The following is a 22,470-nucleotide window of genomic DNA, read 5'->3' as shown; positions in this document are numbered from 1 at the left end:
CAATGTGCAGATCACATGCCGTCATCGAAATCGGTGGCCTCATCGGCGTGGCGCATCATGCGGCGGAAGCTCATCGAGATGTGGGCGCGCCTTATGTGGCCGATCGATTCCCAGTCTCCGATCTCCGCGGCGGCAAGGACTTCCTCCATCTCCCGGCGGAAGGCAGTGAATTCTTCGACAAGGCCCAATTGCGGCATCATCTTCAGGACGACGCGTGCGACCTGAAAATACAGGCGCTCGCTGATCTCACGCAGTGGCTGGTTGCCGGTCATCGCAGTGAGTTCGTAGAAGAAATCCATATTGAGACGAAGGAACGCGCGCTGGTCGGGGTTGAGGACATCGGAGTCACAACGCGCGATTAGCGCTCTGATCCGATCGAGATCCTCAGCCGTACGCGGGATCGGCGACAACTTGCCGACCAGCAGCGCCAGTTCCAGCCTCAGGTGGTAGACCTGTTGGAGTTCCTCGATATCGACGTCCGTGACGATCGTGCCGACGCCATGGACGGATTGAACAAGACCTTCGGATTCGAGGCGCGCCAGCACGCGCCGAACCGGTGTCCGGCTGATCTCGAATTCCTGGGCGAGTTCTTCTTCGGAGAGATGACTTCCCGGAGCATAGTCCAGCAGGCAGATGCGGTCGCGCAAGATCCGGTAGATACGCTCGAACCGCTCCCGCGCCGAGAGCGGGCGCGGGGTCTCGGTTATGGGCGCGGCATCCGTTTCAAGCGTCATCCAGCCTCCAGGACAGCGTGCAGGAACTGCCGTGTCCGCTCATTCTTGGGCGCCCCGAACAGTTCGTTTGGCGGTCCCTGTTCGCAGATCTTGCCTTGGTAAAAGAAGCAAACGCGATCGGAAAACTCCTTGGCGAAGCCCATCTGATGGGTAACCATCAGCATGGTCAGATCGTGCTCGCGCCCGATCTGCCTTATCACCTGCAGCACTTCGCCGACAAGCTCCGGGTCGAGCGCCGACGTCACCTCGTCAAACAGCATGATCTTGGGTCGCATGGCCAGCGCCCTGGCGATGGCGACGCGTTGCTGCTGGCCACCGGAAAGCTGCGACGGGTAGTGGTCCTTCTTCTGGGCCAGCCCCACCAGTTCCAGCAATTCGGCCGCCCGCGCCTCGGCATCCGCGCGCTTCATGCCAAGCACCGTCATCGGCGCCTCGATGCAGTTCGCCATCGCCGTCATGTGCGGGAAGAGGTTGAAGGATTGGAACACCATGCCGATTTTCGCCCTGATGCGGCGAATATGCGCAATGTCGGCGGGAACGAGCATGCCGTTCTTCTTCATGTGGGTCAGCGGTTCGCCTTCGACCCAGATGACGCCATCGTTGATCGTCTCCAGCGTCATCAGCATGCGCAGCACCGTCGTCTTGCCCGAACCTGATGGGCCGATGACGGAGACTTTTTCGCCACGTGCGATTTCAAGATTGAGCCCGTCGAGGACGGTCAGCGTGCCATAGCGTTTCGACACATTGTCAAAACGAACCATCGGTTGTTCCGTCATCGCATGGTCCTCTGGTTGAGCAAGCGTTCGAGAGCCCGGATGAGCGCGGCTGAAACCAGGCTCATGGCAAGGAAGAACAAGCCGACCAGCGTGATCGGCTCGGTGTAGCGGAAGGTCTCCGAGCCGATGATCTTGGCCGTCTGCATCAGCTCCATCACGGCGATCGCGGAAAGCAATGGCGTCTCCTTGAACAAGGCGACGAGATAGTTGCCCAGTGCTGGAACGATCGGTGGAATCGCCTGCGGGATGATGATGTCGCGAAACGTCGTCCAGGCCGACAGATTGAGCGCGATCGAGGCTTCCCACTGACCGCGATGGATGTTGTCGAAACCGGCGCGATAGACCTCGGAACAATAGGCGGCGTAGTGGATGCCGATGGCAAGCACGCCGGCGGTGAAGGCGTCGAGCACGAGGCCGAATTTCGGGAAGACGAAGTAGATAAAAAATATCTGAATGAGCAGTGGGGTCGAGCGGATCAGCTCGACGAGAATCGAAATCGTCCAGCCGGTCCGCGGTACGGCGATGCGCACGACCGCCAGCACCAGGCCGAGGGTGGCGGCAAGCACGAAGCCGATCAGCGTCGCCTCAATCGAGATGATTGCCGCGTGCGCCAGCACCGGCAGGATTTCGAGGGTGAAGTTCCAGTCCCAGATCATGCTGCCTTCCCCCGCGCCAGACCAGCCGACGCCCGCCTTTCGAGCAGCCGCATGCCGATGGTGAGGACCAGCGACATGACGAGATACATCAGCAGGACGAGAGTGAAGATCGGAATGGTCTTGAACGTATTCTGATTCATCTGCTGCGCCTTGAAGGCGAGATCCGAGAGCGTGATCAGCGAGACCAGCGACGTCGATTTGAGAAGCTCGATGAACAGATTGCCCCAGGGCGGGATCATGGCGACAAAGGCTTGCGGCAGGATCACGCGCCGCAGCATCTGGGCACGGCTCATATTCAGCGCCGTGCATCCCTCCCACTGGCCGCGAGCGACAGACAGGATCGCGCCACGTACGACCTCTGATCCGTAGGCGCCGACGTTCAGCCCGAGCGCTAGGACGGCGACCGGGAATGGGTCGAGCGAAACGCCGAATTGCGGCAGCACGAAAAACAGCCAGAACAGTTGCACCAGCGCCGAGGTGCCGCGGAAGATCTCGACATAGACCGTTGCCAGCCATCTGAGCGGTGCTGGACCGTAGAGTCGGGCGAGTGCTGCAAGCACGCCCATGATGACCGCGAGCAGGCTGCCAAGGATGGCGATCTCGATCGTCAAGACCGCGCCCTGCAGCAAGCCGGGTAGAAACAGGCTGTAGGCCTGCTGTGTCGCCAGGAAGCCGATGACCGCGAGTGCAATCGCCAGCATCGCTACAAGCGTGCCAATTCCCATCTGCCTCTCCGAAAAAAGGGGCGGCGCCTTCGCGCCGCCCAGCAGTTGGGACCTTATTTGCCGGCGCAGAGTTCGGCGGTGGTCTTGTTCGGCAGGTAGTCCTTGCCGAAGCCGAGCGGCTCGACGAGTGCGATATGCTCCGGCGAGCCAAGGAATTTCTTCAGCTCGGCGTTGAATGCCTCTTGCAAATCAGTGTCTTCCTTGCGGAAGCCGAAGCCACCGTGGCCCTTCACCGACTTGCCGGCAACTTCGCCGAACGGTTTCGTCGATTCCACGCCGTCGGCCTTCTTGGCCATGTCGGCGATAGACAGGGCGGTTAGCGCAGCGGCGTCGGCACGGCCCGACTGGACGGCGGCGACGAGGCTGGACTGGTCAGGCAGGGAAACGACCTGCCCTGCCGCGACACCGGCATCCTTGGCAAAGCCGCCCTCGACCGCGCCGGCCATCACGGCGAGCTTGAGATCGGGATTGTCCTTGAAGCTCGAAAAGTCCTTCACGGCCTTCGGATTGCCCTTTGCCACCAGCAAGGCCTCGCCGATGCCGTAAGAAGGTTCGGAATAGTTGATCTCGGCGCAGCGCTTGGGAGTGATGAACATGCCGGCGGCGATGATGTCGAAGCGTCCGGCCTTGAGACCAGGAATGAGCGACCCGAACTCGGTCAGCACGCCGTCGACCTGCTTGATGCCCATCTTGGCGAGCACCGCCTTGGCGACTTCCGGCGCCTCACCGGTCAGCTTGCCGTCAGGCGTGGCGTAACCGAAGGGCGCCTCGTTGGCGAAGCCGACGCGGATGTAGCCGTCTTTCTTGGCCCGTTCGAGGGTGGTTTCCGCGTGTGCGGCCACGGGCACGAGCGACGTGGCGGCAAGTGCAAGACACGCGGCCGCCTTAACGACCATACGGCGCGATATCGATGATTTGAACATGCTTTTCTCCCATTGAACAACTGATGATGGTTCCCAGCGTCGCGGCCTTCTTCGAGGTTGAAACGCGCTTGACCAGACGTATACAACTGCCCTAGACATTGTGCAAGCCAAGACACAGAAACCTTTGAAAATTCGACAACCATGCAACAAGCTCCTATCAAGTTGTGCACAATTTAGGCAAATTTGCTCATCGCAAGGGCGGAAGACATATCCGGGAGGCAGGGCATTCAGGTGGCGAGCGCGAACCATTTCGGAACATTCACGCAAGCGGAATATGCGCAGCGCTTGACCGGCGTGAAGGCGCGCATGGAAAGGGCCGGCTTCGACCTCATCGTCTGTCAGGATCCCGCCAACATGTGCTGGCTGACTGGCTATGACGGATGGTCGTTCTACGTTCCGCAGTGCGTGCTCGTCCATATGGAGGAGGACCGGCCGATCTGGTTCGGCAGGGCGCAAGATGCGCGCAGCGCGCGTCTAACCACCGGCCTGCCGGAGAAAAACATCGTGCCGTTCTCGGAACGGCTGGTGCAGCAGCCCGTCGAACATCCCTATGACGAGCTTGCCCAGCTGATCCGCTCGCGCGGCTGGGGGACCGCTCGCATCGGTGTCGAGATGGACGCGCATTACTACACCGCGCGCTGCCACGCCCATCTCACCCAAGGGTTGCCCGACGCGCACTTCGCCAACAACCGCGATCTCGTCAATTGGGCGCGGCTGGTCAAATCCGAAGCGGAGCTGACGCTGATCCGCGAGGCCGGTGCGATCTGCACCCATGCCATGAACCGCGCCATCGACAAGATGCGGCCCGGCGTGCCGCAGAACCACGTCATCGCCGAGATCTATCACGCGCAGATCATGGGCGTGCCCGGAGCTGGCGGCGACTATGCCGCGATCTGTCCGCTGATGCCAGTTGGCGAGGGCACCAGCACGCCACATCTGACCTGGTCCGACGCGCCGCTGCCGGACAGCGGACTTGCGATCCTGGAGATTGCCGGCGTCCGTCGACGCTATCACGCGGCGCTGACGCGCACCGTGCATTTCGGCAAGCCGCCGCAGGCCATCCTCGATATGGCCAGGGCAATCGTCGAGGGCGTCGACGCCGGCCTTGAGAAGGCGCGGCCCGGCAGCACCGCCGAAGAAGTAGAAGCGGCATGGCAGGCTGTTTTGCGCAAGAACGGGCTGAAGAAGGAAAGCCGCGTCGGCTATCCGGTCGGGCTGGCATATCCGCCCGATTGGGGCGAACGCACCGCAAGTCTTCGCCCCGGCGACACCACGGAGATGCAGCCGGGAATGTGCTTCCACTTCATGGCCGGCGTTTGGCTCGACGATTTCGGCATCGCCATCTCGGAATCCTTCGTGGTCACGGATCGCGGCGGCGAACGCCTCTGCGATGTGGCGCGCGAACTTATCGTCATCGACTGACAACCGGCGCAAGAACTGGCAATTCGAGGATATCCAATGGACCGCAATCCCTTTTCCGAAGCCGAAATCGCCGGCCGCCTTGCAAGGATCCGCACGGCACTGGCCGAGCGCGAACTCGACGCGGCCGTCTTCGCGTCGCCGGAGAACGTCTTCTATCTCACCGGGCTCGATCACTGGGGCTATTTTGCCCCTCACCTGCTGATCGTTCCGCTCGAAGGAAAACCCGTCCTGGTCACCCGTTCGATGGAAAGGGTGACGATCGAGAAGCAGGTGAAGGCAGCGGTGTTCCGCGGCCACTCCGACAGTGAAACGGCGGCGGATCTTGCGGCGCGGGTGCTGGCGGAACTCGGCCTGTCCAGTAAGCGGATCGGCCTCGAGTACTGGACGGCGGGCCTCAGCCACGGGCTTGCCGTGGCGCTCCAGGCGCAGGCGGATGCCAGATGGAGCGACGTCTCCGGTCTGGTCGACAGGATGCGGCGGGTGAAAAGCGCCGAGGAACAGGCCCTGATGCGGCAGGCCGCCAGAGTGACCGACGCTGCCGCCGGAGCCGCGATCGCGGCGATCTCGGACGGCGCCACCGAGCAGGAGGTCGCCGCCCAATGTGTTTCGGCGATGATCCGCGCCGGCGGCCATGCGCCGGGCTTCGGCCCGTTCATCCGCCCGGCCGCGCGGCTTGGCGAGGAGCATACGACCTGGGGCGACGGGATTTATCGCAAGGGCGAGCCGGTCTTCGTCGAACTATCCGGCTGCATCTCGCGCTACCACGCGCCGCTCGGCCGGCTTGTTCGCATCGGCCATATCAGCGACGAAGACGCCGCTATGGCCGAAGTGACTGCCAAGGCATTCGACGCGGTCGTCAAGGCGCTGCGGCCCGGCACCAAGGCGCGCGATGTCTATGCCGCCTGGCAGGCCGTCGCCGACGAGGCCGGCCTTGCCCACTATCGCCGCCATCACTGCGGCTACCTCGTCGGCGCCGGCCAGCCCCCATCATGGACCGGCGGCAATTCGGTGACCGGGCTGCGGCATGATTCCGATCTCGAGATCAAGACCGGGATGAGCTTCCACATCCTGTCCTGGCTGATGGGTACCGGTCGTGGCGATGACTTCGTCTCCAACACCGTGCTGTTGACCGATGCGGGTGCCGAAGTGCTGACCCGCACGCCGACCGGCCCGATCGTTCGATAGAGCCGCACGCATGGCGCCTTACTCGGCATTCCAGATTTTCCGCAATGCGCTGTCCGGCCAGAAGAACTGGCAGCGCGCCTGGCGGGCGGCGGAGCCCAAACCGTCCTACGATGTGATCGTCATCGGCGGCGGCGGACACGGCCTAGCGACCGCTTTCTACCTCGCCGAAAACCATGGCATCCGCAATGTCGCCGTGCTCGAAAAAGGCTACATTGGCGGCGGTAATGTCGGCCGCAACACCACCGTCATCCGCTCCAACTATCTGCTCGACGGCAACACCCAGTTCTACGAGTTCTCGATGAAGCTCTGGGAAGGCATGTCGCGGGCGCTGAACTTCAACGTCATGTTCTCGCAGCGCGGCCAGCTCGTCACCGCGCATTCGGCCGACCAGCTCGACGGCTTCAGCCACCGCGCCAACGTCATGCGGCTGAACGGCATCGACGCCGATATCCTCGATCGCGACGACGTGCGCCGGCTGGTGCCTTATCTCGATTTCTCCGATACGGCCCGCTTCCCGATCCATGGCGCCATCTTCCAGGGCCGCGCGGGCACCGCGCGCCACGACGCCGTCGCTTGGGGCTATGCGCGCGCCGCCGATGGCCATGGCGTAGACATCATCCAGAACTGCGAAGTGACGGGCTTCATTCGCGATGGCGAACGGATCGTCGGCGTCGAAACGACCAAAGGCCGGATCGGCGCCGGCAAGGTCGGCCTCGCCGTCGCCGGCCATACATCCATTCTCGGTGCCAAGGCCGGCCTTGAACTGCCGATCGAAAGCCATGTCCTGCAGGCTTTCGTCACCGAACCGCTGAAGCCGCTGGTCGACCATGTCGTCGCCTACGGCGCCGATCATTTCTACGTCAGCCAGTCGGATAAGGGCGGGCTGGTCTTCGGCGGCAATCTCGACGGCTACAATTCCTACGCCCAGCGCGGCAATCTCGGCGTCGTGCGCGAAGTGGCGGAGGCGGCGATCGCATTGATGCCTTGCATCTCGCGCATCCGTCTGCTGCGTCATTGGGGCGGCGTCATGGGCATGACGCCGGATGCCAGCCCGATCATCTGCCCGACGCCGATCGGCGGCCTCTATCTCAACGGCGGCTGGTGCTATGGCGGCTTCAAGGCGACGCCGGCTTCCGGCTGGTGCTTCGCCCACACGATCGCCACCGGCAAGCCGCATCCGTTGATCGCGGCCTACGGGCTCGACCGTTTCCGGACCGGCCGCACGCTGGACGAGGCCGGCGCCGGCCCCTCCGCCTGGCTGCAATAGGAGGCCGGAAGAAAATGCTGCGCATCGAATGCCCCTGCTGCGGTCCGCGTGACCATGACGAGTTCCGCTATGGCGGCGACGCTTCCGTCAGGCGTCCGACCCATGACGATCCCGATCCGGAGGCCTGGTACGCCTATGTCTATGTCCGGAAGAATCCGGCAGACCTCCACCGAGAGTTCTGGCAGCACGTGATCGGCTGCCGCCAGTGGCTGGTGGTCGAGCGCGACACGCGCAACCACGTCGTTTCTTCGGTCACCTTCGCCAGGACATCGCAAGCATGAACGTCCAGAACAAGCGGCTACGCGGCGGCGGTCGCATCGACCGCTCTTATCCCGTCGAATTCAGCTTCGACGGCCGAAAGATGACCGGATATCGTGGTGACACGCTCGCATCCGCGCTGCTCGCCAACGGCGTCAGCCTGGTTGGACGCAGCTTCAAGTATCATCGTCCGCGTGGCATTCTTTCCGCCGGGCCGGAGGAGCCGAACGCACTGGTCACGCTCGGGACAGCGGGCAGGCGCGAGCCGAACCTGCCGGCGACGACACTGGAACTTGACGACGGCATGGTCGCAGAAAGCCAGAACCGCTGGCCGTCGCTCGCCTTCGACGTCCAAAGCATCAATGGCCTGTTCGCGCCATTTCTTTCTGCCGGCTTCTACTACAAGACCTTCATGGGCCCGACGCGGCGCGCCTGGATGGTCTACGAGCATTTCATCCGTAGAGCCGCCGGCCTCGGCCAGGCCGGCATCGAGCCGGATCCCGATCGCTACGAGGTTCGTCATGCCTTTGCCGATGTCGCAATTGTCGGTGGTGGTCCGGCCGGATTATCGGCGGCGCGGGCTGCGGCCGCCGCCGGCGCGCGAGTAGTGCTGATCGAACAGGATTTCCTGCTCGGCGGCCAGCTTCTGGCGGAACGCTCGGACGGCGCGGCGGCCTCATGGTTGAGCCATGTCGAATCCGAGTTGAAGAACTTCGAAACCGTCACGTTGATGAAGCGGACCAGCGCTTTCGGCATCTATGACGGCAATGTCATAGGCCTGGTCGAACAACGCGACCAGATCGACCCGCCGCGAACCGGCGAAGCTCGGGAGACAGTCACCATGCTTCGCGCCCGCTCGATCGTTTTCGCCACCGGCGCTATCGAGCGGCCAATGGTGTTCGCCAACAACGACCGGCCCGGCGTCATGCTTGCCTCGGCCGCCCGGACCTACCTCAACCGCTTCGCCGTCCTGCCGGGCAGGAAAGTCATCGTCACCGCTGCCAATGACAGCGCCTGGCGCACTGCGTTCGACTACGCCGCAGCCGGCGCAGAGGTGACGGTTGCCGATCAGCGCGCCGCACCGCCGACGGCGCTTGTCGCGGAAGCCGCACGCATCGGCGTCACGGTGCGGGCCGCAACGCGCATTGTCGACCTGCACGGCAGCCGTGCCGTCAGGGGCGCGACACTCGCCGGACCGGACGGCCAATCCGAGGCCGCCTGCGATCTGGTTTGCGTGTCCGGCGGCTGGTCGCCGACCGTGCACCTGACTTCGCATCTGGGCATCAAGCCTCGATATCGCGAAGACGTCGACGGCTTCGTGCCGGGCGCCTTTCCAGCCAATCAGTTCGGCGCCGGCGCAATGATGGGAAACTATTCGACCGCCGATGTCATCGAGGACGGTCATCGCGCCGGCATCGAAGCGGCGTCCTTCTGTGGAAAGTCGGGGCCTGTATCAGTTCCTTCGAAGCTCGATCTGGGCGAGACCATCACGACCATGCTTCGCGAAGTCCCGTCCGCCCAACGCGGAAAAGCCTTTGTCGATTTCCAGATGGACGTGACGACAAAGGACATCGAACTCGCCCATCGCGAAGGCTATGAATCGGTTGAACACCTGAAACGCTACACAACGCTAGGCATGGGTACCGACCAGGGCAAGACCAGCAATTTCCCCGCACTTTCCGCGATGGCCGCCCTGCGTGGCGCAACGGTCCCCGAGACCGGCACCACGACCTTCCGCCCGCCCTTCACGCCGGTCGCCATCGGCGCGCTTGCCGGCCGCGCCACCGGCCATCATTTCAAGCCATTCCGCCGCACGCCGATGCACGACTGGCATCTGGCGAACGGCGCCGACATGCTGGAAGTCGGCCTCTGGATGAGGCCCTGGTTTTACAACCAGTCCGGAGCCGATGTGAATGAAGCCTACGTCGCCGAAATGCGAAATGTGCGACAGGCCGCTGGCCTGATGGACATCTCCACCCTCGGCAAGATCGACGTCCAGGGTCCCGACGCCGCCGTGTTCCTCGACCGGCTCTACGCCAACGGCTTCGCCAAGCTGCAAGTCGGCCGTGCCCGCTACGGCGTCATGCTGCGCGACGACGGCATTGTCTTCGACGACGGCACCACGACGCGGCTGGCGGAAAGCCGGTTCTTCATGACCACGTCGACCGCCAAGGCCGCCGACGTGCTGTCGAGGCTGGAGTTCCTGCTCGACACCGCATGGCCGGAACTGCGCGTCGCCGTCACCTCGGTGAGCGATGAATGGGCGGCGATGTCGGTCGCCGGACCGAAGAGCCGTGCGATCCTGGCGGCGGCGTTTCCGTCGCTCGATGTTTCCAACGAAGCGCTGCCGCATATGGGCGCGCACGAGGGCCAATGGGAAGGCTGCGCGCTGCGCATCCTGCGCCTCAGCTATTCCGGCGAGCGGGCCTATGAAATCTATGTCGGCGCAACTGCCGGTGAACGGCTCTGGAGCCGCTTGCTCGAAGCCGGCAGGCCGTTCGACCTGAAGCCCTACGGCGTCGAGGCGCTTGGTGCGCTGCGCGTCGAGAAAGGCCACGTCGCGGGGCCAGAGATCGATGGGCGCACGACGCTCGACGATCTCGGCCTTGGCCGTATGGTCGGCAAGCGCATCGGCTTCGTTGGCGATGTGCTGCGGCGGCGCCCTGCCTTGCTGGCGTCTGACCGGCAACGTCTGGTCGGGCTGGAATGCATCGAGAACGGAAAGCGCCTGCGTGGTGGCGCCATCCTGTTCCTGCCAGGCGAGAAAGCCCACGGGCACGGAAGCGGCCGCGTCACCTCCGTCACCTACAGCCCCGAACGTGGCCGCTATGTTGGGCTGGCGCTGCTTGCCGGCGATGTCGCGACAGAGGGAAGCGAGATCGTGGCCGTCTATCCCATGAAGGCCGAAACTGTGCGTGCCCGCATCGTCTCGCCGGTATTCCTCGATCCGCAAGGAGAACGGCTGCATGGTTAGCCCGGATTTCAGCCTGTCCGTGGCCGATTGTCAGCTCATCCAGGTCGAGGCATGGGACGGAACGCTGGGCCAACTCGAATCGAGCCTCTCGGTGGCGCTCGGCACAGGACTTCCCGCCTCGGTCGGAGAGACGGTTCGTCACAAGAACCTTCTCATCATCCGCGTTGCACCGCGTCGTCTCTGGCTGGCGCTCGACGACGGGACGCAAGCGCCGTCCCTTGCCATCGATCCGGATCTCGGCTGTTCGGTTTGCCTTGGCGAAGGTCGCGTGCGTTTCAGCCTGGCCGGGGCCGACATCGCAAGCGTTCTCTCAACCTGCATCGCCGTCGACTGGCATGCGCGGACCAGCGCTCCGGGCCGGGCCGTGCAGACATCCTTCCACCATGTGCCGGTACTCTTGCTTCGCACCGGTGAGATCTCGTGCGATCTCGTCGCGCCGCGAAGCTTCGCCCGCAGCCTCCATGATTGGCTCGCCGACGGCTAGGCTGAATACTGCCCAGAAATCCCATTATGCGAATCCGACGCCGCGCCGGCTTGGTCACGCGACTTCGCTCATCACAAAGCGATTCATGGCGATTGCTCCTGGCGTTTCCCGCCCAAAGGAGGCTGATAGCCTCGTATTCCTGCGACAGCGCGTGGCCACTACGATGCCCAACAACCCGATCAATTAGTCATCGCTCACGGAACAAGGCGGCTCGGTGAACGTTGAAAAAAATGGGTTCGCCGTCTGCGAAGCAGTGAAAGGCGGATCTCCCCTCCAGGAATAGGAGAAGACGATGAGAAGTCATCTGGTTCCTGCCGCCACCGGGCTTATTCTGCTCGCCGGCATTGGCGTGGCCACCGCGGACGAGGTGATTGTCACGCCCGAACAGCAGACGGTCATCCGCGAATATGTCCACAAGCATCCGCTGGCATCGATCAATCTTCTTGGGGTGGAACTTAGTGTCGGCTCCGCTTTGCCCGACACGGTCGAACTTCGGTCGATCGATGTTCCCGATGTCAAATACAAATATGTCGTCGTCGGCGATCACACAGTGCTGGTCGACCCCGGCACGCGCAAGATTGTGAGAGTTATCGACTGACGGTAAGCCTGCCGTTCCTCGGGACGGCAGGCTTACCGCTCGATAGGAAAGGAGCCAGTTCAATGTTGCCGCATGTTGAGACGTGCGATGTGGCTGCGGCTGTCGATCAACTCCTGAACGAGCGATGCAACGCGTTGCTGTCGATGAAGGCAGCAATCGCCGCACTGCGGGAACGTACGGGAACGGAACGCTCCGACGCGGATCTGGAAGGACTGATCACCAAGAAAGCGGCGCTCTTCGGCGTCGCGGTGCTGTCCGACAGGGACTGAAGGCGAAAGCGCCATTCGCAGCATGATCGAGAGGCCTCTACCTCGACACCCGCTTATCGGCGAGCCTTCGACCTCGCCTGCCTGGCCGCCGCCGGTTTTATACGAATCCGCAACGATCCACCTTCGGGATGGTCAATCTCGAAAGAATTCGTTTTCCGCACGAGATCACTTAGTTTCCGAAATCCGAAGGTCCGCGGATCGAAGTCCGAGGCCAGGTTGGCGAGTTGCGTGCCGACAGCGCCGAGCGGGACCCACCCGTCCTCGCTCTCCATCTGCGCGATGACTTTCGAAATGACAGGCGTGGCGGCACTGGGAGACTGAAGCGGGTTCGTGGCCCGGCTTGTGTCCTCACTATTCGCATGCGTCGTTGCAAGCAGGTTCTCCGTGTAGACGAATTTGCGGCAGGCCTGCCGAAAACTCTCCGGGGTCTTCTGCTCGCCGAAGCCAAACACATCGATCCCCTGCTCGCGGATGCGTGCCGCGAGACGAGTGAAATCGCTATCCGACGAAACCAGGCAGAAACCGTCGAAGCGGCCGCTGTGAAGCAGGTCCATTGCATCGATCACGAGGGTGATGTCCGAGGCATTCTTTCCCGTTGTGTAGGCAAACTGTTGTTGTGGAATGATGGCATGCTTGGCCAGGATGTCGGCCCAGCCTTTGGAACGGACGCCGGAGAAGTCGCCGTATATGCGGCGCACGCTTGCCTCGCCGAGCTTGGCGATCTCTTCGAACAGGCCATCAGCGATCTTGGACGACGCGTTGTCGGCGTCAATGAGGACAGCGAGACGCGGAGAACGTATCTCAGGCATTGGATTTCTCCTTGGAAAAAATTAGCCGAACCTTGAAGCGTCACCACGGTTTGAATGGTGGTTAGACGTAGGCACCAAATGATCCTGGTCGATCGAACAGTCCAACGAGCTCATGCTCGGGGGCGCTGCGATCATGTCATTGCCTCTGCGGAAACTGGACAAGTCGGCCTGATCTTGCGTGCCTCTTCTTGCTCCTTTTCGGCCTCCTAGACGCCGAGTACGGCTTTCACGCGTTCGCGCGTGTAGGGCAGGTCGTGGATGCGTTTTCCCGTTGCGTGGCGGAACGCATTGGCGATCGCGCCGGCGGTCGGCCCTTGAGCTGCTTCCGCCACGCCGAGATAGGGTGAGCCTGGATTGTCGACGACATGCACCGCGACGCTGTCGGGAACGGCGCTGAAGCGCAGGATCGGATAGGCCGACCAGTCGGGACTGAGGATGCGGGTGTCGTTGAAATGGACGGCCTCGTAGAGCGTCCAGCTCAGCGACTGCAATATGCCGCCTTCGGTCTGGCTGACGATCGAATCCGGCGCCACCGCCTCGCCGCAATCGACCGCGCACACGACATGCGAGAGGACGATGGCGCCGCTGTCGCGGTCCACGTCCGCTTCCAACGCGATGGCGAGATAGGCGGCGTGGTTCTTGTACTTCGCGAAGGCAAAGCCCCTGCCCCGGCCTTCCGGCATCGGGTCGTTGCTCCAGCCGAATTTTTCGGCCGCCACCTCGATCACCTTTTTGGCGCGCGGGTCCTTCAGGTGCCGCAGCCGGTACTCGACACGGTCGGCATTGGCCGCCAGGGCCAGTTCGTCCATGAAGCTTTCGATGGCGAAGACGTTGCAATAGGCGCCGAGCCCGCGCAGCGCCGAGACGCGCACCGGCATGTCGGCGACGAAATGCCAGTTCACGCGCTGGTTCGGCACATCGTAGAGCGGAATGGCATTGCGGTCGCCATTGCCGAGCGGAGAAATCTGCAGCTTGGCCGTGTCGGGCGGAAAATGCCGTGCCATCAGCCGGCCGGCGATCAGCGACCCGGCCGAACCCGGCCGCGTGCCATGGTTGTTGCTCCACAGATCATAGTGCCAATTGACGATGTTGCCGTTCGCGTCGAGCGTCGCACTCGCCTTCGTCAGCATGGCCGGACCGTAGGGTTCCCATAGATGCTCCTGGTCGCGCATCCACTGCACGCGCACCGGCGTGCCGGGCAGCGCCTGCGCGATCAGCGCGGCATCGGCCGCGGCATCGTCGGCGCCATTATGGCCATAGCAGCCGGAACCCTCGGTGTGGATGCAGCGCACCTTTTCGGGCAGTACGCCCAGCATCTCCGCAATCGCCTTGCGGTCGGGATAGACACCCTGCGTGTGCGTCCACACCGTCGTCAGGCCGTTGTCGACCATGGCGACAGCACTGGACGGGCCGATCGAGCCGTGCATCTGGTACGCGCGGGTAAACTGCGCCTCCAGCGTCTTTGCACCCGGCGCGGAATCGGCGCCAACCGAAGTCACCGTGCCGATTTCGGCAACTGATTTTTCGAGGAAGGGCGGGATCTGGTCCTGGTCCGGCAGTGCAGCCTGTTCCTGCCATTTTGCCGTCGCCGCCATGGCGCGCATGGCCTTCACCGCCTGGAACTCCTGTTTCGCCACCACCGCCAGGAAATCGCCGTCATGGACCACCGCCACCACGCCCGGCATGGCCTTGACGGCCGCCTCCTCGAAACCGGTCAGCTTTGCCGAATAGCTCGGCGGGCGGACGACGCGCGCATGCACCATGCCGGGCAACCGCATGTCCTGAACGAAAGCTTCGCCGCCGGTCACCTTGGCTGGAATGTCGACTCGGGCGAAGGGCTTGCCGCTCGCATGATAGGTCTCCGGCGCCTTCAGCCTGGTGTCGGCGGCTGCGTCGACATGCAGGAAATCGGCGGCGACCAGTTCGCCATAGCCAACCGAGGCGCCGTTGGGCCCGACGATCTTGCCATCTTGCGCCTTGAGCTGATCGACCGGCACACCGAGCTTATCGCTGGCCTTGGCCACCAGGATCTGGCGCACCTGCGCCGACGCATAGCGTATCGCAGTGCCGCTGTTCTGGATCGTCTGGCTGCCGGCCGTGTAGCCTTCATTGGGCGTCAGTGCGGTATCGGCGGTGATCAGCCTGATTGCCGCGGGCTCGACTTCCAGTTCTTCGGCCGCGATCTGGCGCAGCGATGTCTTGGTGCCCTGGCCGAGTTCGGCCTTGCCGGTGAAGACGGTGATCGAACCATCGGCATCGACGCGGATCCAGGCATCCAGCGACGGCGTATCGGCAAGGCTGCCCGGTAGCGGCGACGTCTTGGCCGGTGCAGGGGCCGGCGCGGGTGCCGCAGGTGCCGCCTGCTGGGCTAGTGCTGGAACGGTGAAGGAGACGAGCAGCGCTCCTGTTCCGGCCAGAAAACCGCGCCGGCTCAGGTCGGGGAAGTCTGGGGCGTTCATGATGCCCTCCCCGCGGCTGCCGGCATCGAAGCCGATTTCGACCTCATAAGGTCGCGGGCGCGGGCGACGGCACGCAGGATGCGCATGTGCGTGCCGCAACGGCAAAGATTCGGCTCCAGCGCCTGCCGGATGTCGGCGTCGCCGGCGTCGGGCTTGGCCTCGAGCAGAGCCTGTGCCCGCATCATCATGCCGGCGATGCAGTAGCCGCACTGCACCGCCTGCTCCTCGATGAAAGCGGTCTGCATCGGCCCCGGCTCATCGATCGTGCCCAGCCCCTCAACCGTCTTGACCTGGCGGCCTTCCACCAGCATCGCCGGCGTCAGGCATGAGAAGACCGCCTGGCCGTCGACCATCACCGTGCAGGCGCCGCATTGTCCGAGTCCGCAGCCGAACTTGGCGCCGTTGAGCTTCAGATCGTTGCGCAGCACATAGAGGAGTGGCGTCGCAGGGTCGGCTTCGACGTCATGCGAGACGCCGTTGACGTTGAGCTTCATCATCTGGCTCCTGCTTTCATTTGTCCTGGGCCCCTACATTGTCCGGGCCGCGCTCGATGCCGTCGGACGGGCGCACGCTGACCTGGTATTTGCCGTTTCGTGTAGCAGTCAGCCGGTCGGCGGCATCCGGCCACGCCGGCTGGCCAGCGAAGGCCTCACGCAGATAGGCGAGCAGATCGGTCACCTGCTCGTCGCGCAGCGTCGCGGCGAAACCCGGCATGACTGCGCTCTGGCGTCCGCTCGCCGCCGGCAGGCCGAACAACACGGTGTTGATGAGGTTCTGCGGGCCGGGTGCATTGACCGCGCTCGAAAGATGGAAGTCTATACCGCCGAACGGCGGCGGGCGGCTGCCGTCATGGCAGGTCGCGCAGGCCGCCTGGAAGATCACCGCGCCGCGCCCGGCCGGCGTTTCGGCCGATGCCGACACCGGAATGGGAACCGCGCCGGCATCGGCCGACAGTTTCGTGCGGATCTCCTGCGCTTTCGCGGTGCGCTGCGGCGAAGGCTCGCCCATCTGCGAGGCGACATAGGTGGCCATGGCGCTGATGTCGGCATCTGCAAGCCGGCCGAGATTGCCGGTCACCTCGCCCATCGGGCCGTTGGCGACGCCATGGTCGGTATGCCACCCTTGCCGGAGATAATCGAAAAGACTGTCACGCGTCCATGGCACTGGCGCGGGCGAGCTGGCATCGAGGGCGAAAGCCGTCCAGCCCTCGGCTTCGCCGCCGGCAAGGTGCGACCCCTTTTTCTCGGCGCCGAGCACGTTGCGCGGCGTGTGGCAGGCGCCGCAATGTCCGAGGCCGTTGACGAGGTAGGCGCCGCGGTTCCACTCTGCACTTTCCGACGCGATATTTTGGTATGCGCCTCTGTCGAAGAACAGCAGCTTCCAGCCGGCCAGCACCAGCCGCACATTCAGCGGGAACGGCAATTCATTGGCGGGCGGGCGCTTGTTCACCGGCTGGCGCGTCATCAGATAGGCATAGAGCGCGCTGTTGTCTTCGTCCGAGACCAACGTGAAATGATCGTAGGGAAATGCCGGGTAGAGGTGGTTGCCGGCGCGGTCGACGCCCTCGCGCATGGCACGGGTGAAGGCGGCCTGCGACCAGCGGCCGATACCCGTCTCGGGGTTGGGCGTGATGTTGGTGGAATAGATCGTGCCGAAGGGCGTCGGCACGGCAAGGCCGCCGGCAAAGGATTTGTCGCCGGGCCTGGTGTGGCAGGACGTGCAATTGCCGACCGAGGCCAGCACCGCGCCCTTCTCGATCAGGGACTGATCGAAGGACGAGCGCTGCGGCGGCTCGACCGGACCGATCGCCGGTTTCCAGGCATAGGCGAAGAACCCAGCGCCCAACACAACGACAATGACAACAACGCTCATCCAGAAGCGTTTCAAGACAGAGCCTCCTTTGGCAGACCGTCCAGAGGCAGGAGCGCAGACACCTGATTATTCCCGCGCGCGTGTTCACCGCCACGCAGGAAAAGTTAGGCGCGATGCGGCTGTCGTCAATTGTCCGATTGCTTCAACTGCGATCACTCGCTTGCGAACCAGATATCGATCCTGTGGCGTGGACCGAAGGTTCTTCATTCTCGTCGGGGATTGGGCAGCGGAGTTTCGTCCCGACAGCCTTTCCGGTTCGGGCTCCTCGATCGGTTCAGGCTTCCACGTCGGAGCCGGCATGGGCACATCGCGATTTGGGTCGGGTTCTCTTGGCTGCAACATCGAGATTATCTCCGTTCTTCCTGGCAGAACCTTCGCCGTTGTGATCGTTGCGCAATCGAGACCTTGCATGGCTGGTGGTAGCGGCGAGACATTGGCGCTCGTGTTTTGCAGATCTTTCGGAACCGGTGCGATTTTCAAGCCGTTGTCTTGGACAGCGATCGAGGAGAACCGTCATGAAGGACAAGGCAGCAGATTTCGACAACACCTTGCCGCAGGTTGCCATCGACGATCAGGTGCGACAGCTGGCCGCCACAGCCGATTTGCCGCCAAACCAAGCCCGCGAACTGGTGCGCCGTCACGGCAACGATCCCAGGAAGCTGGAAGAGCTGGCAAAGTCGATCAACGCAGCGAACTGAGCCCGGGGCAGATTGGATCTGGTCGGGCTGCATGCCAACGCGCATCAGATGTCGAGCAAGGCATAGGGGCGGCCGGTCGGCTTGGCCACATGCATCGCGACGTTGTAGACATTGGCTCCGCCAGGCGTTTGACCTTGGTAGGAGCCGCGATGCGCATGACCGTGCACGACGGCGCTGACCCGGAAACGATCGATCGTTTCCGCCAAACGTGAAGAACCCAAAAACGGAAATATCTCCAGGGGCTCTCCCGCAACGGTCTCGGCAATCGGGGCGTAGTGGAGAACTACCAGTGTGCGTTTCGTGCGAACCTGGCGCATCGCATTTTCAAGCCGCATTGCCTCGTTCACGTTTTCCGCGACCATCGCTTTGATCGCCGGTTCGCCGAAGGAGCCGAGCATGCGCGCCCCAAAGCCGCCGATGAACCCTTTCACGCCGACAAAACCGACTTCCGCGATTTCGATCGTCTGCCCGTCGAGAAGGCGGACGTCCGCCTGGCGCAGGATGTTTGTGACGTCTTCCACCGCATCGGACTCATAGTCGTGATTGCCGAGCACGGCCACCACCGGGATCGAGCAGTGACGCAAATCCTCGGCGAGCAGCTCTGCTTCACGAGGCTTGCCGAGGTTGGTGAGATCTCCGGCGAGCACGAGGACATCGGCTTCGCGCGATATTTCGCCGAAGAGATCGCGATACGACGCTTGGGCATCTTCCCTGACATGCAGGTCGCCCACCGCGGCAATCTTGAGCGTGCGTGCACCGTCCGTCGACGTTGCGCTCTTGATGTGATCAGCCATCGCGAGACTCTCCCGCGCCCCCGACGCCCGCAAAGCCCCATTCCTTGACGTCGATTTCGTAGTCGACTTGCGAAAGCAGGCGTCCGCGGCAGATCTTCATTCTGGGAGACGGCAATTGTCGTTGCTTGGCGAGGCGGTCCAGCAATTCATCGAGCAGCCAAGCCGGAATATGATCGCGCTCGCTCGGATAGATCCATCTGAAATTGAGAAGATGCATCAGCAGCACCTCCCAGTGAACCTCCAGGTAGGAAAGCAGCCTGTGCCAGTCGATCTGGTCATGCGCCTTGAGAATCGTATGAGCGATATCGGCTCCGTCGTGACGGCCCCTGTCCTGGATGAAGCATTTGGACCAGACAAGCTCGGTCGGTCCGATGATCCTCACCCGACTGCCCAGCAGCTCGGTTTGACGGGCCTGCTCCAGCCACAGATCGCCAACAGGCATCATGCCGTTCGCAGAGGCGAATATGACGTCGAAGAAATGTGTGCCCTTGAACACTTTTCCAAGCCACCGATCGTCTTCGATTTCGACCGCATATCCAAGCTGTTTGAAATGGGCGAGGATACGCGGATAGTCGCCCGCCTTGCAGAAGATATCGAGATCCTTGGTCTGGCGGGTGACGCCCGTATAGGCGCTTAACGCGTACGTTCCGGCGACAAGAAAAGGAATGTCCGTGGCGGTGAGTTCGCGGATCGCCTCCATATAGAACACCTCCGCCTCGGCGTTCTTGAGTGTCGGCGCAGCCTTTGCGTCGATCGTGGGAAGCGTAACCGGAACGTTTTCGGGTAAAGGGCCATTGGACATGAAACGATGACTCCGAATCCGACGGCCAACGACCGCCCACTGGAGTAACAACGTGAACCGCACCCGGTTCCGCCGGCCAGGCAGCCAGCTGGATTTCATTCTCGTCACGGTGCGAGGATCAGGGGCCGGCACAATCTATCGCGGGAGAACAATCCCGATGGCAAAAAACTGTTAGATATCATTTAGTTAATCTGGCGATCCCGACAGGATTCGAACCTGTGACCATCGGCTTAGAAGGCCGGTGCTCTATCCAGCTGAGCTACGGGACCGCTGGCCGGCCTGGGCCGGTCAGATACTTGTGCGAGGCGCTGGCCGCCGTTCAATGCGTCCAGGGCGTCCTGCGGTCATAGCGGAAATTCTCCGCATAGGAAATCTGGCGGCGTTTGGTCTCTTTCGGCTCTTCGACGCGGTAGGCCAGCCCTTGCTTCTCGGCGTAGGCCACCGCCTCTTCCCGCGTGTCGAAGGTGAGCCTGATTTGGCTTCTCATGTCTCCCGACGTCGTGTAGCCCATCAGCGGGTCGATCTTCTTGCGCATCTCAGGATCGAATTCGAGCACCCAGTAGCCAGTCTTGCCCTTGCCGGACTGCATCGCGGTTTTGGCAGGGCTGAAAATGCGCGCGGACATGGCCACCTCGTTTTTGTGCAAGGCAGCATCGCCACCCTTTGCCCGTCATTACTGCGCAATGCGCACGGCGGCAAGGTTTTTGCACTTGCCATGCTCCACTGAAATGAATAGGCAACAGACCGTTCGGAGTGTAGCGCAGCCTGGTAGCGCATCTGGTTTGGGACCAGAGGGTCGGGAGTTCGAATCTCTCCACTCCGACCATCCTCTCATTTTCCACGAGATCCAGGCATCTGTGCCCGCGACGAGAGCCGTAACCACCACGGTCAACCGATCCGTCGTGCCCTTGATCCTCTTCGCTTCGTTGGCGAATGCGATTGGCAGGCGAGCCGAGCGAATGCTCATTCCGCATGGTCGTCTCTCGCCCTGATGAACACAGCGGCTTCGCTGCCGGCAAGTTTCTGGCAGCATCGGTGATCGGCGGTTCGGTGGGCAATGCCGCGATACAGCTGGCGCGCTTTTGGCCAAGGCTACTGCCCGATGGGGAACCTACCGTACACCGCTGGACCGCAAGAGCAGAGTGACCTCGTCGCACGCCTCCGCACCAGCCCGGTCGGCATTTGGCAGAAACAACCAATACTGTTGCCATCAGAGGCGCTTGATTTACCAATCTGAATGCGTAAAACGCCTCCATGAAAACCTTTCCGAACGATGTCTTTGTCCGGGTATGCCATGTAAAGACGGGATACGAGGACCGAGAGCGGCACATTTTGAAAGAGCTTGGAAGCCGGGGCGTTCCCGTCAACTGGTTCTTGGATTACGATGTTTCGGATATCCAAGAAAAAATTCGAGAAGAGTTTTCTGAAGCGACGCTTTCCGCACCGCAAATATCATGCAGTTTGAAACATATTGGTGTATGGCAGGAATTTTTGACCTCCGGATTGCCATATTGTCTCGTTCTGGAAGACGACGTTTTTCTTACTCCGGATTTTGTCGACAAGCTGAAGCAAGGAATTGCCGAACTTGGAAACCCCAATAGGAAAGTAGCGATATATCTCGGCAATGCAGGTAACTACTACTTGCCAATCTGGAGAATATCGAAGCGGCAGAAGCTGTATCCCGCCCCCCATAGTCGTGCGACGGACTCATATCTCATCACGAGACCGACCGCGGAAGCGCGTTGTGATTGGTTTTCCAAAAACAAGGTGACAACAACGATAGGCCACCAGTTGGACAGGATCGATCCGCTACTGGGCGTAGAAGTCCTTTGGTTTGAAAGGCCTATCGTTGAACAGGGAACCCACAACGGAGCCTTCCCGACCTCCATACCCGGTCAAAACAAGTGGCGCCCCTTGTGGTACAAGCGACTTGAGTGGAATTGGAAAAAGGTTCGTCGCCGGATATTTGGGCACATCTAACTCTACTCCGCAACGGTATCATCATCATCGCATATGGTACCGATCTGGACCGCCAGAAGTTCGCCGTCCTCGCCCAATACTAAATCTCGAACTCTCCCTGTCCCGCATCCATGGCGCTGACGGTTTCAGCGGCGAGCGTGCGCGTGATTGGCGTCTTGCGCTCGAGTGCGGTGCGGTCCAGCCTTTCCACCACGCGCATCGCTGTCGCCAGCGAGCGCTCGATGCGGCGCACCAGATACTGCACGACATGCGGCTCGACCTCGATCTGGCGGTCGGCGAACAGCTTGGTGATTACGCCGGCGAGCAAGAGATCGTCGGGCTCATGTATCTCGACTGTCGCCGCCGCCTTCAGCCGCGAGGAAAGGTCAGGCAGCCTGACACCCCAGGCCGACGGAAAGCGGCGCGCCGTCAGGAGCAATGTGGATCCGGCACCACGCACCGCATTGATCAGATGGAACAGGCCCTGTTCATCAACCGCTCCGGTATCGACATCGTCGATCAGTGCCGGGCTGGCGCCGAGATTGGCGATGCTGTCGCCAATGCGCCTGGCGTCAACCGCCACCGCGTTGGCGCGCGCGCGCCATATCGAGGCCAGGTGCGTCTTGCCCGAACCCGCGGGACCGGCCAGCACTACCACCGGCGAGGGCCAGTCCGGCCAGCGGTCGACCAGCGCCACCGCCTGGCTGTTGGTGCCGGAGACGACGAGGTCGTCGCGCGAATAGCCGGTGCCATGGCCGAGATCGAGCGGCAACTGACGCGGCGGGTCGGTTGGTTGGGCAGTCACT

At 62.5% G+C, this 22,470-nt stretch carries 23 protein-coding genes and 2 tRNA genes; 11 read left to right on the top strand and 14 right to left on the bottom strand.

The window, feature by feature from the left end; translation table 11 throughout:
- Nucleotides 1-11: 11 nt before the first annotated feature.
- Genes NKJ06_RS00710 through ehuB form a run of 5 tightly spaced genes read right to left on the bottom strand, consistent with a single transcriptional unit; the run spans nt 12 to nt 3,814 of the window.
- A complete protein-coding gene (locus tag NKJ06_RS00710; protein ID WP_352627166.1) occupies nt 12-734 on the bottom strand; it encodes a GntR family transcriptional regulator in 723 nt (240 codons plus the stop codon).
- Entirely contained in the window at nt 731-1,510 is a 780-nt protein-coding gene (gene ehuA / locus NKJ06_RS00705; protein ID WP_352627164.1) for an ectoine/hydroxyectoine ABC transporter ATP-binding protein EhuA, read from the bottom strand. The genes NKJ06_RS00710 and ehuA overlap by 4 nt, the downstream gene beginning before the upstream one ends.
- On the bottom strand, nt 1,507-2,166 hold the full coding sequence (gene ehuD / locus NKJ06_RS00700) for an ectoine/hydroxyectoine ABC transporter permease subunit EhuD (RefSeq protein WP_352808543.1): 660 nt from the start codon (nt 2,164-2,166) through the stop codon (nt 1,507-1,509). Before ehuD ends, ehuA begins: the two co-directional genes overlap by 4 nt.
- Nucleotides 2,163-2,891, bottom strand: coding sequence for an ectoine/hydroxyectoine ABC transporter permease subunit EhuC (gene ehuC / locus NKJ06_RS00695; RefSeq protein WP_352808541.1), 729 nt, complete (start codon nt 2,889-2,891; stop codon nt 2,163-2,165). Before ehuC ends, ehuD begins: the two co-directional genes overlap by 4 nt.
- A 53-nt stretch (nt 2,892-2,944) precedes the next feature.
- Nucleotides 2,945-3,814, bottom strand: a complete 870-nt coding sequence (gene ehuB, locus NKJ06_RS00690) for an ectoine/hydroxyectoine ABC transporter substrate-binding protein EhuB (protein ID WP_352627158.1) — start codon at nt 3,812-3,814, stop codon at nt 2,945-2,947.
- Between the two features lie 231 nt (nt 3,815-4,045).
- On the opposite strand from ehuB, the gene NKJ06_RS00685 reads away from it, so the two are divergent.
- The 8 genes from NKJ06_RS00685 (at nt 4,046) to NKJ06_RS00650 (ending at nt 12,271) form a co-directional block, all read left to right on the top strand.
- Complete coding sequence (locus NKJ06_RS00685; protein ID WP_352808539.1) at nt 4,046-5,236, top strand: M24 family metallopeptidase; 1,191 nt, start codon at nt 4,046-4,048, stop codon at nt 5,234-5,236.
- A gap of 36 nt (nt 5,237-5,272) precedes the next feature.
- Nucleotides 5,273-6,421 (top strand): M24 family metallopeptidase, encoded by a 1,149-nt coding sequence (locus tag NKJ06_RS00680; RefSeq protein WP_352808536.1) that lies wholly within the window; start codon nt 5,273-5,275, stop codon nt 6,419-6,421.
- A 10-nt stretch (nt 6,422-6,431) separates the two neighbouring features.
- Complete coding sequence (locus NKJ06_RS00675; RefSeq protein WP_352808534.1) at nt 6,432-7,688, top strand: sarcosine oxidase subunit beta family protein; 1,257 nt, start codon at nt 6,432-6,434, stop codon at nt 7,686-7,688.
- A gap of 14 nt (nt 7,689-7,702) precedes the next feature.
- Entirely contained in the window at nt 7,703-7,969 is a 267-nt protein-coding gene (locus tag NKJ06_RS00670) for a sarcosine oxidase subunit delta (RefSeq protein ID WP_352808532.1), read from the top strand.
- Nucleotides 7,966-10,920 carry a sarcosine oxidase subunit alpha family protein gene (locus tag NKJ06_RS00665; RefSeq protein WP_352808530.1) on the top strand — a complete coding sequence of 985 codons (2,955 nt, stop codon included), beginning with the start codon at nt 7,966-7,968 and terminating at the stop codon, nt 10,918-10,920. Before NKJ06_RS00670 ends, NKJ06_RS00665 begins: the two co-directional genes overlap by 4 nt.
- Complete coding sequence (locus tag NKJ06_RS00660) at nt 10,913-11,404, top strand: sarcosine oxidase subunit gamma family protein (RefSeq protein ID WP_352808528.1); 492 nt, start codon at nt 10,913-10,915, stop codon at nt 11,402-11,404. Before NKJ06_RS00665 ends, NKJ06_RS00660 begins: the two co-directional genes overlap by 8 nt.
- Before the next feature lie 292 nt (nt 11,405-11,696).
- Complete coding sequence (locus NKJ06_RS00655) at nt 11,697-12,002, top strand: DUF1236 domain-containing protein (protein ID WP_352808526.1); 306 nt, start codon at nt 11,697-11,699, stop codon at nt 12,000-12,002.
- 62 nt (nt 12,003-12,064) lie between these two features.
- On the top strand, nt 12,065-12,271 hold the full coding sequence (locus NKJ06_RS00650) for a hypothetical protein (RefSeq protein WP_352627145.1): 207 nt from the start codon (nt 12,065-12,067) through the stop codon (nt 12,269-12,271).
- A 53-nt stretch (nt 12,272-12,324) separates the two neighbouring features.
- On the opposite strand, the gene NKJ06_RS00645 is transcribed toward NKJ06_RS00650, so the two are convergent.
- The 4 genes from NKJ06_RS00645 to NKJ06_RS00630 all read right to left on the bottom strand — a co-directional run bounded on the left by NKJ06_RS00645 (nt 12,325) and on the right by NKJ06_RS00630 (nt 17,411).
- Nucleotides 12,325-13,080 carry an NYN domain-containing protein gene (locus NKJ06_RS00645; RefSeq protein ID WP_352808524.1) on the bottom strand — a complete coding sequence of 252 codons (756 nt, stop codon included), beginning with the start codon at nt 13,078-13,080 and terminating at the stop codon, nt 12,325-12,327.
- Nucleotides 13,081-13,286: 206 nt separating this feature from the next.
- Nucleotides 13,287-15,539, bottom strand: a complete 2,253-nt coding sequence (locus NKJ06_RS00640; protein ID WP_352808522.1) for a xanthine dehydrogenase family protein molybdopterin-binding subunit — start codon at nt 15,537-15,539, stop codon at nt 13,287-13,289.
- The gene (locus tag NKJ06_RS00635) at nt 15,536-16,036 is read right to left on the bottom strand and encodes a (2Fe-2S)-binding protein (protein ID WP_352627140.1); all 501 of its coding nucleotides are present in this window, start codon (nt 16,034-16,036) and stop codon (nt 15,536-15,538) included. Before NKJ06_RS00635 ends, NKJ06_RS00640 begins: the two co-directional genes overlap by 4 nt.
- Before the next feature lie 13 nt (nt 16,037-16,049).
- Complete coding sequence (locus NKJ06_RS00630) at nt 16,050-17,411, bottom strand: c-type cytochrome (RefSeq protein ID WP_502905577.1); 1,362 nt, start codon at nt 17,409-17,411, stop codon at nt 16,050-16,052.
- 515 nt (nt 17,412-17,926) lie between these two features.
- Here NKJ06_RS00630 and NKJ06_RS00620 point away from each other — a divergent pair.
- Nucleotides 17,927-18,109, top strand: a complete 183-nt coding sequence (locus tag NKJ06_RS00620; RefSeq protein WP_352627136.1) for a hypothetical protein — start codon at nt 17,927-17,929, stop codon at nt 18,107-18,109.
- 44 nt (nt 18,110-18,153) lie between these two features.
- On the opposite strand, the gene NKJ06_RS00615 is transcribed toward NKJ06_RS00620, so the two are convergent.
- From NKJ06_RS00615 to NKJ06_RS00600, 4 genes are all read right to left on the bottom strand, one after another.
- Nucleotides 18,154-18,903, bottom strand: coding sequence for a metallophosphoesterase family protein (locus NKJ06_RS00615; RefSeq protein ID WP_352627135.1), 750 nt, complete (start codon nt 18,901-18,903; stop codon nt 18,154-18,156).
- Nucleotides 18,896-19,705 (bottom strand): nucleotidyltransferase family protein, encoded by an 810-nt coding sequence (locus NKJ06_RS00610; RefSeq protein WP_352627320.1) that lies wholly within the window; start codon nt 19,703-19,705, stop codon nt 18,896-18,898. The genes NKJ06_RS00615 and NKJ06_RS00610 overlap by 8 nt, the downstream gene beginning before the upstream one ends.
- A gap of 192 nt (nt 19,706-19,897) precedes the next feature.
- A tRNA-Arg gene (locus tag NKJ06_RS00605) sits at nt 19,898-19,974 on the bottom strand.
- A gap of 50 nt (nt 19,975-20,024) precedes the next feature.
- Complete coding sequence (locus tag NKJ06_RS00600) at nt 20,025-20,330, bottom strand: ETC complex I subunit (RefSeq protein WP_352627134.1); 306 nt, start codon at nt 20,328-20,330, stop codon at nt 20,025-20,027.
- Between the two features lie 124 nt (nt 20,331-20,454).
- Between NKJ06_RS00600 and NKJ06_RS00595 the strand changes: the two genes are divergently transcribed.
- Both NKJ06_RS00595 and NKJ06_RS00590 read left to right on the top strand, forming a co-directional pair.
- Nucleotides 20,455-20,531: transfer RNA gene (locus tag NKJ06_RS00595), tRNA-Pro, on the top strand.
- A gap of 428 nt (nt 20,532-20,959) precedes the next feature.
- The gene (locus NKJ06_RS00590) at nt 20,960-21,685 is read left to right on the top strand and encodes a glycosyltransferase family 25 protein (RefSeq protein ID WP_352627132.1); all 726 of its coding nucleotides are present in this window, start codon (nt 20,960-20,962) and stop codon (nt 21,683-21,685) included.
- Between the two features lie 79 nt (nt 21,686-21,764).
- Here the strand turns inward: NKJ06_RS00590 and hdaA are convergent, their stop codons facing one another.
- Nucleotides 21,765-22,469 carry a DnaA regulatory inactivator HdaA gene (gene hdaA / locus NKJ06_RS00585; protein ID WP_352627131.1) on the bottom strand — a complete coding sequence of 235 codons (705 nt, stop codon included), beginning with the start codon at nt 22,467-22,469 and terminating at the stop codon, nt 21,765-21,767.
- Nucleotide 22,470 lies beyond the last annotated feature (1 nt).

This window comes from Mesorhizobium sp. M0293, assembly GCF_040321735.1.
Classification (GTDB): domain Bacteria; phylum Pseudomonadota; class Alphaproteobacteria; order Rhizobiales; family Rhizobiaceae; genus Mesorhizobium.
The sequence above is the reverse complement of the archived record's forward strand: the minus strand, read 5'-3'. Positions and strand labels throughout refer to the sequence as shown.